The organism is Shouchella oshimensis (assembly GCF_002019765.1).
Lineage (GTDB): Bacteria > Bacillota > Bacilli > Bacillales > Bacillaceae_D > Shouchella > Shouchella oshimensis.
The window spans coordinates 1,745,063-1,757,270 of record NZ_KV917380.1 but is presented as its reverse complement, the minus strand read 5'-3'; the positions used below and the strand labels follow the sequence as shown (position 1 = coordinate 1,757,270).

The 12,208-nt window shown below is 40.9% G+C and carries 13 protein-coding genes; 1 reads left to right on the top strand and 12 read right to left on the bottom strand.

What is annotated here, in order from left to right; genetic code table 11:
* Positions 1-8: 8 nt before the first annotated feature.
* From lepB to smc, 12 genes are all read right to left on the bottom strand, one after another.
* Positions 9-560, bottom strand: a complete 552-nt coding sequence (gene lepB, locus BK583_RS08860) for a signal peptidase I (protein ID WP_038480802.1) — start codon at positions 558-560, stop codon at positions 9-11.
* 217 nt (positions 561-777) lie between these two features.
* Positions 778-1,125 (bottom strand): 50S ribosomal protein L19, encoded by a 348-nt coding sequence (gene rplS, locus BK583_RS08855; RefSeq protein WP_035396938.1) that lies wholly within the window; start codon positions 1,123-1,125, stop codon positions 778-780.
* A gap of 131 nt (positions 1,126-1,256) precedes the next feature.
* Positions 1,257-3,086, bottom strand: coding sequence for an arginine--tRNA ligase (locus BK583_RS08850; protein ID WP_055735860.1), 1,830 nt, complete (start codon positions 3,084-3,086; stop codon positions 1,257-1,259).
* 20 nt (positions 3,087-3,106) lie between these two features.
* Positions 3,107-3,844, bottom strand: a complete 738-nt coding sequence (gene trmD / locus BK583_RS08845; protein WP_055735859.1) for a tRNA (guanosine(37)-N1)-methyltransferase TrmD — start codon at positions 3,842-3,844, stop codon at positions 3,107-3,109.
* On the bottom strand, positions 3,841-4,362 hold the full coding sequence (gene rimM, locus BK583_RS08840) for a ribosome maturation factor RimM (RefSeq protein ID WP_055735858.1): 522 nt from the start codon (positions 4,360-4,362) through the stop codon (positions 3,841-3,843). Before rimM ends, trmD begins: the two co-directional genes overlap by 4 nt.
* On the bottom strand, positions 4,359-4,769 hold the full coding sequence (locus tag BK583_RS08835) for a YlqD family protein (RefSeq protein WP_038480814.1): 411 nt from the start codon (positions 4,767-4,769) through the stop codon (positions 4,359-4,361). Before BK583_RS08835 ends, rimM begins: the two co-directional genes overlap by 4 nt.
* A gap of 48 nt (positions 4,770-4,817) precedes the next feature.
* Positions 4,818-5,045 (bottom strand): KH domain-containing protein, encoded by a 228-nt coding sequence (locus BK583_RS08830; protein WP_035396933.1) that lies wholly within the window; start codon positions 5,043-5,045, stop codon positions 4,818-4,820.
* A 24-nt stretch (positions 5,046-5,069) separates the two neighbouring features.
* Positions 5,070-5,342, bottom strand: a complete 273-nt coding sequence (gene rpsP, locus BK583_RS08825; protein ID WP_035396932.1) for a 30S ribosomal protein S16 — start codon at positions 5,340-5,342, stop codon at positions 5,070-5,072.
* 91 nt (positions 5,343-5,433) lie between these two features.
* A complete protein-coding gene (gene ffh / locus BK583_RS08820) occupies positions 5,434-6,789 on the bottom strand; it encodes a signal recognition particle protein (RefSeq protein ID WP_055735857.1) in 1,356 nt (451 codons plus the stop codon).
* Between the two features lie 19 nt (positions 6,790-6,808).
* Positions 6,809-7,138: a putative DNA-binding protein gene (locus BK583_RS08815; RefSeq protein ID WP_055735856.1), complete on the bottom strand. Its 330-nt coding sequence runs from the start codon at positions 7,136-7,138 to the stop codon at positions 6,809-6,811.
* 92 nt (positions 7,139-7,230) lie between these two features.
* Positions 7,231-8,217, bottom strand: a complete 987-nt coding sequence (gene ftsY, locus BK583_RS08810; protein ID WP_038480824.1) for a signal recognition particle-docking protein FtsY — start codon at positions 8,215-8,217, stop codon at positions 7,231-7,233.
* An 8-nt stretch (positions 8,218-8,225) separates the two neighbouring features.
* Positions 8,226-11,789: a chromosome segregation protein SMC gene (gene smc / locus BK583_RS08805; RefSeq protein ID WP_055735855.1), complete on the bottom strand. Its 3,564-nt coding sequence runs from the start codon at positions 11,787-11,789 to the stop codon at positions 8,226-8,228.
* A gap of 164 nt (positions 11,790-11,953) precedes the next feature.
* On the opposite strand from smc, the gene BK583_RS08800 reads away from it, so the two are divergent.
* Positions 11,954-12,178: a DUF1128 family protein gene (locus tag BK583_RS08800; protein WP_051667548.1), complete on the top strand. Its 225-nt coding sequence runs from the start codon at positions 11,954-11,956 to the stop codon at positions 12,176-12,178.
* Positions 12,179-12,208 lie beyond the last annotated feature (30 nt).

Genomic DNA, 12,208 nt, shown 5'->3' with positions numbered 1-12,208 from the left:
CCTACTTACTATTCTACAATTGATATATTTTCAAATGGATAAAAGATGACATTTGCTTTTCCAATAACGTCCTCTTTTGAAACGAGTCCGATGGCACGGCTATCTTTACTTAAGCGTCGATTGTCTCCCATAACAAAGTATGATTCTTCTGGAATGGTGGTACTACCAGTAATCTCTTCCAACGTAAAATCGCCTGTTAAAAGTTGACCTTGTTGTACGCTTTTCTTTAAGCTTTCGAGATAGGGTTCTTCTACAGCCTCTCCGTTAATGAACAGGGTATCCTCTCGATAAACTAATTCATCACCTGGCACACCAATAACTCGTTTAATATAATTTTTCCCTTCAGGAGCATGAAACACAATGATATCAAACCGCTCTGGCTTCGAAAATGTATATTCAATTTGATTCACAATCATTTTGTCACCCGAATCAAGTGTTGGCTGCATTGAATGACCGTCTACCACAATTGGTGCCAACAAAAACATGCGGACGAAAACAGTTGTAATTAAAGCAATGCTGAGGATCTTTGCCCACTCTACAAGATTTGTGCGACTTTTCATTTCGTGCCCCCCTTCCTTCTATCATACCATGTTTTTTCCCATCAGGCATTTCGAATATTGAAAAGGGTTTTTTCTCATAAAAGCGTAGTGAACAGTCCCATTGTCGTACGTCATTTTATAAAAATAGACGCCCTATTAGACGCAAAAAGAAGCGTCCCTCAAATCGAGGAACGCCTCTTCTTTAGTGGTTATATGGACTACAACCACAAATGGTACATTAACGACGAATTTCTTTAATACGTGCTTTTTTACCACGTAAGCTACGTAGGTAATAAAGTTTCGCACGACGTACGCGTCCTTGACGCTTCACTTCGATCTTTTCGATCTTTGGTGAATGTAATGGGAATGTACGTTCAACACCTACACCGTAAGAGATTTTGCGTGCAATAAACGTTTCGCTGATACCAGATCCACGACGCTTAATAACAACACCTTCAAATAACTGAATACGCTCACGAGTACCCTCTACAACTTTTACGTGAATAGAAAGAGTATCTCCTGGACGAAAATCAGGATGATCAGTACGCAACTGCTCTGTAGTGATTTCTTTAATAAGGTTGCTCATCGTATCGTTCCCTCCTTCCCTACAGACATTCTTGCTTAATCAAGCAGCGGAATATCGTAATCTCGCTAATGAAAGCTCATTAGTCACAACTATTATCATAGCACAAACCATTGCCTTAGACAACCAAACAATTAAATTCTTTCAAGCTTTGGTAGTCCTAATATAGAAAAAATCATTTCTAATTGTTCCTTAACGAGCTCTGTTAGTTTTAACCTTCTCTTTTGCTCGTCTGGTGTTGCTTTAATAACAGGACAAAGCGCATAGAAGCGATTGTATAAACTTGCTAATTCAAATGCAAATGTACAAAGTAAGTTCGGCTCTAGCTCACTAATCGAACGTTCAAATGTCCCATTCCATCCAGACACATGTTTAAGGATCGCTCGTTCAGCGTCATCTGCATCGGCAAATGACCCATCAGTTGATGTTAAATGAGCTGCTTGAGCTTTTTGCAAAATGCTATTTGCCCGTGCATATGTGTAGATTAAATAGATTCCTGTGTTGCCTGTTACTTGTGTCGCCTCGTCTAAATCAAAAATAATATCTGATGTTGTGTTATAGCGCAACATATTGTATCGAATCGCAGCAAATGTTAGTGCTTCAATTGTTTCTTCATTTGCCTCTGGGCTTTGCACACGTATAGCTTCCTTCATTTCTAAAATAAGCTCACTAATTTTAATGCCTATTCCTTTTCGACCAGACATCGCATATACTGCTTTTCCTTCTACTGTTTCTAAACCTAGCTTTGCTGCCGTATTCTTACTAAGTGACACGACTCCGTAGGAAACGTGCTTTAATTGTGCAGCTTCCTTCTCATAGCCAGCCGCGTGCAAGGCTTGCTTCACCACTTTCTGTGGATACTCTTGACGGTAATCTATGACATTAATGACTGCATCTCCACGTCCAAACGGTTGTGATTGCCCGACTGCACTAGTTGTCCAAAGAGTCTCTGTTTTTGGTTTATACAAGAAATCATTCTCGAGCAAGCCAAATTTCCACATATGATAAGCAATATCTTTTGCCGTATACGTTAACACACCATTAGAACGAATTAATACTTTGTCTGCTTGGTGTTCAACAGACTCCTCGCTTGCCTCTTGCTTTTCATTTGTTCGAATGACCCAGCAGCCAGCTTGAGGACCGTGCTCTTGTTTAAAAAACACTTCGCTTGTTTGTAATTTTTCAAATGCACGATCCCAAAATCCATTGGCAACAATGTCTCGCTCCCATACTAATAAATCGTAGGTAATATCAAACTGTCCCATTTCCTCTACGTGCTCGGCAGACAACTTATCTGCGACTGCGTAACCTAGCCAAGATATGCTGTTATTTCCTTCTTCAAGCTTATGCAATACGTCATCACGCTTATCTGTAGACAACTCCCCTTTATCGTACAACTGATTTAAAGAGGAATACACATCCCAACAATAGTCACCAAAGCGTGTTGCCGGTTTTTTAGATTCTGTATGTAAAAGAGCCGTGAGGGTATCTGCTAACTGATTACCAAGATCATCTATGTAGTTATGAGTCTCAACTTCTTGATGATCCTGTTTCATCATTCGAGCTAACGTATCACCGATACATGCATTACGTAAATGACCAATATGCGCTGATTTGTTTGGATTAATCGATGTATGCTCAATGACAACTTTCTGTTTATCCACTGGTTTAGTCGTTGATGAAAAAAAATTCACCCTATCCCATGCAATAAAAAAATTAATAAACCCTGGTCGAACAACATCTATTTGTTTAACTGGCAACTCTTTCTCCACAAGCTTCTCTTTTAAATCAAGTGCAATCTCGTATGGATTTTTTTTCGCAACTCGTGCAAGCTTCATCGCAATATTCGTTGCATAGTCTCCATGAGCGAGTTGTGCAGGTTGCTCAATTTCTACCTGCACATCGCCATCATACGTTTTCACAATGTCTTTAATGGTTTGCTGAAGAATCTGGCCGATTTCCATTCTGTTACTCCTTTGTATGATTATTCTGTTTCGTTTTTTAGCTGTTCAATAAAAGCTGCTTCTTCTTTTGTTAATGCATACCCTTTTAATAAATCTGGACGCCGCTTAAATGTACGGCGCAATGATTCTTCTCTCCGCCATTTCTCAATGTTTTCATGGTGACCAGATAATAGAACATCTGGTACCGCTAAACCTTGAAATGTTGACGGTCTTGTATAATGAGGGTGCTCGAGTAAACCAGTAGAATACGAATCGGTTACGGCAGAATTTTCATTTCCAAGCACACCTGGAAGAAGACGTGTGATACTGTCAGTAACAACCATCGCCGCCAATTCGCCACCAGTAAGAACAAAATCCCCAATGGAAATTTCATCTGTGACAAGTGACGTTCGCACACGTTCATCGAACCCTTCATAATGCCCGCAAAGGAAGACGAGGTGGTCTTCTTTGGAGAGTTCTTCTGCCTTTGCTTGCGTAAAGCGTTCCCCTTGTGGGCATAGGAGCACAATTCTCGGTTTCTTTCCACCTTGTTCCGTCACATGGTTTACTGCATCAAAAATCGGCTGTGGGGTGAGCACCATGCCAGCACCGCCACCGTATGGATAATCATCTACTTTCCGATGTTTATTCGTCGTAAATTCACGAAAATCAATGGCTTGATACGTAACGAGGCCTTTCTCCTGAGCCTGCTTTAAGATAGATGACCCAAACACACCTGTAAACATTTCTGGAAATAGGGTTAAGATATCGATTCTCATACATCATCCAGTCCTTCAAGTAGATGCACTTTTACTATACCTTCGTTTAGGCTCACTTCTTTAATGACATCTTCTATATAAGGAAGCAATAAGTCTTTCTTGCCCTTGCGTTCTACAACCCATACATCATTTGCCCCAGTTTCAATAATCTCTTTAATCATTCCTAAAGAATGACCATCTTCATCGATAGCCTGACAACCAATAATTTCATGGTAATAAAATTCATTTTCTCCAAGCTCGCTTAATTGTTTTTCGGAAACGTACATATACTTCCCTTTAAATTCTTCCACTTCATTCATATTCGTATAGCCTTCAAAGGTTAATAAGTCAAAATTCTTATGTTTCCGATGGCTCTTCACTTGAATTAATGTGCCTTTTTCATCTGGTGAAGACGCCACTTTTAACTGGGAGCCAATTGCAAAGCGTTCTTCCCCAAAATCTGTATTCGATAGTACACGCACTTCTCCACGAACACCATGAGTGTTTACTAATCTTCCGACATTAAACCAGTTTGTCATGTTTCTCTGTTCTCACTTTCTCTTATCTCATGAACAACACCGTCTTTAACCACAATCGTCAGCGCATTCTCAGCAGATACCCACTTTGAACCAACTTCGACATCGATGAGGACATCTGTCATTTCAAAGAACAACTCACTTCCTTCTGTCAAATGATTAAGTTGATCCATTTTAAACTGAAGCGATTGTTGTTTTTCTTGACGCCTGTTAATTTCATGATCGAATTTTTCTTTTAATGAAGGAACCATTTGCGAGGGTGTTTTCTTTTGCGCATGATGATACTGAAATTCTAACTGTTTTATTTCACGCTCTAACTGCACTTTTTCCTCTTCAAATGATCGGGTCAGTTCAGCTCGTTTCGTTGACGTTAACACGTGCTTAACAGACGCTTTTCGAATGCATTTCATCACACATTCCTCCTATGCAAAAAAAGGGTGAGGTTTCCCTCTCCCTTTTCAATCAGCAATATCGAGTCGCACACGCTCATGTTGTTTGTTCGCAGCATAAAGCACTGAACGAATCGCTTTCGCTGTTCTTCCTTGCTTTCCAATCACTTTCCCCATATCATCTGGATGTACAGAAAGACGCAAGACGGTTGTTCTTTCCTCATGGGCTTCTTCAACTTGCACAGCATCAGGGTAATCCACTAATGATTTCGCAATATGTTCAACCAAAGCTTTCATCCATTTGATCCTCCTCGGGAGTGATTATTTTGCGTTCTTTTCGTTGTGAAGCTTCTCCATAAGACCCGCATTTGAGAACAAGTTACGAACAGTATCAGATGGTTTTGCACCTTTTAACATCCACTCAAGTGCTTTGTCCTCTTTAATGTTCACTTGTGCTGGTTGAGCGATTGGGTTATACGTTCCAATCTCTTCAATGAATCGTCCATCACGTGGGAAACGAGAATCTGCAACTACTACACGGTAAAATGGGGCTTTTTTAGATCCCATACGTTTTAATCGAATTTTAACAGCCATTAGCTGTACACCTCCAAATAATATTAAACACAATTTTTAATCATATCACTAATGATACGTTCGGACAAGGTTTTTTTAAATCATTTACGATTTAAAATGGGAGTTTAAACCCACCAAGACCTTTGCCACGTTTCTTTCCTTTACCTGCCTGCATCCCTGTCATTTGTTTCATCATCTTCTTCATATCTTCAAACTGCTTTAGCAAACGATTCACATCTTGAATGGTCGTGCCGCTTCCTTTCGCAATTCGTTTCCGACGACTTCCATTAATGACAGCGGGATCACGCTTTTCGAGGGGAGTCATTGACTTCACAATCGCTTCCACTCGAACGAGCTGGTGTTCATCAACCTTTAAATCTTTCATCCCTTTTTTGTTCATTCCAGGCATCATACCAAGCAAATCTTCTAAAGGGCCCATGCTTTTTACTTGCTCAAGTTGTTCTAGGAAATCATCAAATGTAAAATCCATCGTCCGCAATTTTTTCTCAAGCTCTTTTGCTTTCTCTTCATCTACATTTGTTTGCGCCTTTTCAATTAAAGAGAGTACGTCTCCCATCCCAAGAATACGGGACGCCATACGTTCAGGATGAAACGGCTCAAGCTGATCAATCTTTTCACCCATACCTGCAAACTTAATCGGTGTATTGGTGACGGCTTTAATGGATATAGCCGCACCACCACGAGTATCCCCATCAAGCTTCGTTAACACAGCTCCGGTAACATCAAGCTGTTCGTTAAAACTCTCTGCAACGTTCACGGCATCTTGACCAGTCATGGAGTCAACAACAAGCAAAATCTCGTCCGGTTTAACCATTTCCTTAATATCGGAGAGCTCTTTCATTAATGTTTCATCGATATGCAGACGACCTGCCGTATCAAGGATAACATAATCATGATGCTCTTCTTTTGCCTTTTGAACCGCTTGTTTTGCAATTTCAACTGGGCTCACTTGATCACCTAGAGAAAACACAGGCATATCCAGCTGTTTACCAAGGGTCTCTAATTGTTTAATGGCGGCTGGACGATAAATGTCACATGCCACTAAAAGAGGCTTTCGGTTATGATTTTTACGCAAATGATTTGCGAGCTTTGCTGTGGTTGTTGTTTTACCAGCACCTTGCAAGCCAACCATCATGACAATCGTTGGGGCCTTAGCTGCCACAGCAATTTTACTTTGTTCAGAGCCCATTAGCGCTGTTAACTCTTCATTAACGACTTTTATCACTTGTTGACCTGGCGTTAGACTTTTCATAACCTCTTGTCCTAACGCCTTTTCTTTTACACTCGCAATAAACTGCTTCACGACTTTGAAGTTAACATCTGCTTCGAGAAGGGCGAGGCGAACTTCACGCATCATATCTTTAACGTCTTGTTCACTTACTTTCCCTTTTCCGCGGATTTTGGTTAACGTATCTTGCAGGCGTGCGGCGAGTCCTTCAAAAGCCAATCCAATCGCCTCCTACGTCCTAATCAAGTTTTTCTAATTGATCCGCCAGTTCATTCAACAGTTGCCTACGATCGTCGTTTTTGGCATAGTCGCGCAACTGGGCAAATATAGAGCGACGGGCTTCAAACTTCTCTAGCAGACCAAGCTTTGCTTCGTAATCTTCAAGCATGGTTTCTGTTCGTCGAATGTTATCGTACACTGCTTGGCGACTTACTTCGTATTCATCTGCAATTTCACCAAGGGAATAGTCATCTAAATAATAACGGGTCATATAGTTTTGCTGTTTATCCGTTAATAAGGGCTGATAAAAATCAAACAAGTAGTTCATGCGTAACGTTTTATCGAGCATGGTCAAATCTCCTTGTTAAGTCAATTCCCTTTACGTTTAAACATGTTACTACATCAAGCTTCTACTGTCAAGATTTTATCTTAACAACATTTTTAAGCCTCTTTTGTTTCAATCATATCTTTAAATAATCCATAGACAAATTGCTCTGCGTTAAACGGCTGGAGATCATCTTTTTGTTCTCCTAAGCCAATGAACTTCACCGGTATATCAAGCTCTTGTCTTACCGCAATCACAATTCCGCCTTTTGCTGTTCCATCAAGCTTTGTTAACACTAATCCGGTAACATCTGTTGCTTGTCCAAACGCTTTTGCTTGCGCTAACGCATTTTGTCCTGTAGTGGCATCAAGTACGAGCAATACTTCGTGCGGAGCGCCTGGCACTTCTCGCTCAATGACTCGCTTTACTTTCGCTAACTCATTCATTAAGTTTACTTTATTTTGCAGTCGTCCCGCCGTATCGCAAATAAGCACGTCTGCTTTGCGAGACTTTGCTGCTGCCACCGCATCATACATCACCGCAGCCGGATCAGAACCGGCTTGTTGTTTAATCACGGGTACACCAACCCGTTCTCCCCATACGTCAAGTTGCTCAATGGCCCCAGCACGAAATGTATCTCCCGCTGCAAGAACGACTGATTTCCCCTCGGTTTTCAAATGGTGGGCAAGCTTTCCAATAGACGTTGTTTTACCAACTCCATTTACGCCAACAACAAGAATAACCGTTAAGTCTTGCTCCTGTATGTTTAAGGATGTATCATCGCCATCTTTTTCAAGCAATCCAGCTAACTTCTCCGAGATAACCGGCTGGATATCAGCAGTATCTTTAATGTTGCGAAGCTTTACTTCCTCTTTGAGCTCATCCACCAACTCCATTACGTTCGAGACACCAACATCTGCACTAATGAGAAGCTCTTCCAGCTCTTCGAAAAAATCTTCATCTACTTTACGGTAGCGAGCAACAAGCTCATTCATTTTTCCTGAAAAGTTTGTTCTTGTTTTTTCAAGCCCTGTCTTAAATTTCTCTGTCACATCTGTTGTTTGTTGTGTCATTTTCTCTTTTAATTTTTTAAAAAAACTCATCGGCTCACCTAACTTTCTAGTAATTGTTTTGACTCCTCTAATCGAACAGAGACAATTCTCGAAACGCCTGATTCTTCCATCGTTACCCCGTATAACACATCTGCACCTTCCATTGTGCCCTTACGATGCGTGACGACAATAAATTGAGTCCGAGTCGAAAACTCTCGTAAATATTGAGCAAATCGGCTAACATTGGCTTCATCTAAAGCCGCTTCAACTTCATCCAGCACACAGAATGGAACTGGGCGAACCTGCAAGATTGCAAACAGCAACGCAATGGCGGTTAACGCTCGCTCTCCTCCTGAAAGCAAACCGAGCTGCTGTTTTTTCTTTCCAGGAGGTCGTGCAACAATATCAATCCCGGTTGTTAACGGTGCATTTGGATCAGTTAAAATCAGGTCTGCATCCCCACCACCAAATAATTTCACGAACACTTCTTGGAAATGAGTACGGATACTTACAAAAGTCGTCATGAATCGCTTACTCATCTCTTCATCCATTTCGTCAATTGCTTGGTCAAGAGATTGGCGCGCATCAAGCAGATCGGTTTTTTGAGCCGTTAAAAATTGATAGCGGCCATTAATTCGATCGTACTCATCGATTGCACCTAAGTTAATCACGCCAAGCTCTTCTATGGAGCGCCTTAGTAAAGCTAATTGTTTGCGGGAATCGTCCAAAGGCTCTCTTAACGAGTACTGTTGTTTTGCACCTTCATATGAAAGCTCATACTCTTCTCTCAGTCGATTTAAGCGATAATCTAAATCGACATCAAGACGGTTCACGCGAACTTCTAATGCCTGACTTTTTGATAGAACTGTTTCAAGCTCGTCTTGATTTCGTTTATTCTCCAATCCTAAACGTTCATACTGCTCGTTATAGAGTCGCTCTTCTTCCTGTAATGACTGGAGCTGCTTGGAAAGTGCTTCTTTTTCAGCGTTCGCATCAGCAATCAATGTTGTTAACGATTCTCTCGTTATAGTCTGTTCTCCTGCAGTAGAATGCAGAAGTTGATAGTTTTCTGTTTCGATTGCTAGAACACGCTTCACTTCATCGAACTGTTTAACCGTTTCTGCTAGCTGTGTCTGGTGATACGTTAATTGTTGTCTAATTTCAGCACGCGCTACTTTTAATTCAGTTAATTCTGCTTGCCCTTTTTCTTTTGCAAGTTGTTCATGATCAAGCTGAAGCTGGAGTTCTTCGATACGCTTTTCTAATTTTGATGCCTCGGCGGCGGCACGCTGTTCGCCTGCCTCAATTTCCTTCAGACGATTTTTCGTCGCATCGCCTTCTTGCTTTTCGCTTGCTTTCAATCGTTCTAGACGTTCATACTCTCGCTTCGATTGAGTCATTTCCAGCTCTTTGTTTTGGTAACGTTCTCGTACTCGGTCGTACTCTATTGTTAAGGTTTGCTCTTTCTTTTGGAGCTCTTGAATGCTCTGTTGTTTTTCAATGCGCGCTTCTTTTAAGTTTGTTACTTGTTTTTCAAGGGATTCAATCGCATGATCAAGTTGTTTTTTCTTTCCATCAAGTTCTTCTTTTTCACGTTTTCGGCTTAACAAAGAAGATTGATTTTGTTTAACACTTCCACCTGTCATAGAACCACCAGGATTAACAATGTCCCCATCCAATGTCACGATTCGATAACGGTGATTGAATTGCTTAGCAATGCGATTTGCAGACGTTAGCTCTTCTACAATAATGGTTGTGCCAAGTAATGACTCAATGATAGGGCGATATGAATCCTCTACTTCTACAGCTTCAGAAGCCAAACGAACAAATCCTGGTTGTCCTTTTAATCCCTTAGCAACTGCTTCAGGGATTGAACGTGGCTTAATCGTGCTCACAGGCAAGAATGTTGCTCGACCAGCGCGCTGTTCTTTTAAATAGCCAATAGCGGCACGAGCAGCCTGCTCCGTTTCAACGATGACGTGCTGCGCTTGTCCACCTAAAGCAATATCAATGGCTTTTTCGACTTTTTGCGGTACATGGATCAGTTCTGCAACTGCACCAACAACACCTGTTAGACGCTCTCTCTGTTTTAAAACTTCTTTTACACCGTGGAAAAAACCAGAAAAATCATCTTCCATTTCTTGCAACGCTTCTCTTCGGCCATCTATTTTTTGCAGGAGTTTGTACGCTTCATACAGCTTTGTCTCTTTTTTAAATAATGCTTCCTTTGCTTCTTCTTCTGATTGCAAAAGGGTACGTAAAGCATGTTTGTGTTCATCCAACTGCTGTTTCGTTGATTCAAGCTCAGTTTTGTCAAGTTCTAACCTTTGTTCTCCTGACTCAAGTAACTGTCTTACCGTTGCCAGCTCGCTTTCACTTTTATCCGAGAAACGTTGTTTTTGCTCCACTTGTTCATTTAAATAGCGACGTTCATTTCGTAAGGATGCCTGTTCATTTAACCACTCAATATAATCCCCTTTTGCATCTTCAATATCTGCAGCAATGGTTTCCTTTGATTGAGAAAGGGACTGTTCCACCTTTTGATAGGCAGAATCAATGTCTTTACTTTTCGCCTTTAACGATTGATAGGTTTTTTCGAGGTCATCTTTCTTTTTAGCCAGCTCCTCTTGTTCCGCTTCTTTTTGAATGAGTAACTGCTTGCTTTGCTCTTCATCCTTTTGCTTACTTCGCTGTTTCTCTTCTAAAATGCCTTTACGGCCTTCATTTTTTTCTAATTCTTCACTAACTTGAAGATAGCGTTGCTGAATGGAGGAGCTTTTCTCTCGACTCAAGCGCTGTTTTTCTCGAATCGATTCTAATTCGTCTTCGTTCACTGCAAGCTGTTTGCGTTGTTCTCCAATCATCGCTTTTAACTTTTTAAGTTCCTCTGATTGACTTTCCCACTCTGTATGTAACTGAGAAATCTCTTCTGTTGTGACAGCTATGTCAAGGTTTTCTTGCTCTTCTTTAAGGCGTATAAATTCCTTGGCGATTGCCGCCTGTTCCCGAAGAGGCTCAACCTGATCTTCTAATTCATTTAATATATCGTTTACACGATGCAAATTTTCTTCCGTTTGGTTTAACCGTTTTTCTGCTGTCTGCTTCCTAGTTTTATACTTTAATACACCTGCAGCTTCTTCAAAGATTAAACGTCGTTGTTCTGCTTTGCTACTTAATATTTCTTCAATCTTTCCTTGCCCGATAATGGAATAGGCTTCTCTCCCTAATCCAGAGTCAAGGAATAAATCAGTCACATCTTTTAAGCGACAGGTTGTTCCATTAAGTAAATATTCACTGTCGCCAGACCGGTATAGTCTACGAGTCACTCGCACTTCACTATAATCAATCGCCAAATGTTCATCTTCGTTATCTAATACAAGCGATACTTCCGCTACATTAACTGCTTTTCGCGTATCGCTTCCTGCAAAAATAACATCTTCCATTTTCGCTCCACGCAGCGACCGTGCGCTTTGCTCGCCTAATACCCAGCGGATTCCATCGGAAATATTGCTTTTTCCACTTCCGTTTGGCCCAACCACGGCCGTAACACCTTGGTCAAAATCAACTTGTATAGGCTCGCCAAAGGACTTAAAACCTTTGACTTCTATCCGTTTAAGGAACATAAACTTCCCTGCTTTCTTACTCCATACTAACTCGTTTGGTTCATTATGAACCACCCTATTCTATCATATAAAGAACCTCTCGTAATCCAGAAAACCAATTCGTAGTTTTGTTTATAGAGAAAACATGGTATCGTAAGTTTATTCTTACTAAGGGGGACTATAAAATGAGTCAATCTCTATCTATAGATGAAGTCGAGGCTTTACTTAATGATATGAAAAAAAAGTTAAACATTGTTAATGCTAGCGTCATTAAAGCAGACGCTGTTCACGATCGTAAACATCAGGATCTACTTGCCTTACATACGCACGTCATGAGACAACCATCCTTTTCCATTAGTGAACTAGATGAAATTGTTCAAGAGCTTGGCCAACTTCGGGAAGAAGAATAAAAGAAAGCTAGAAAAAAGGAGCCGAACCGC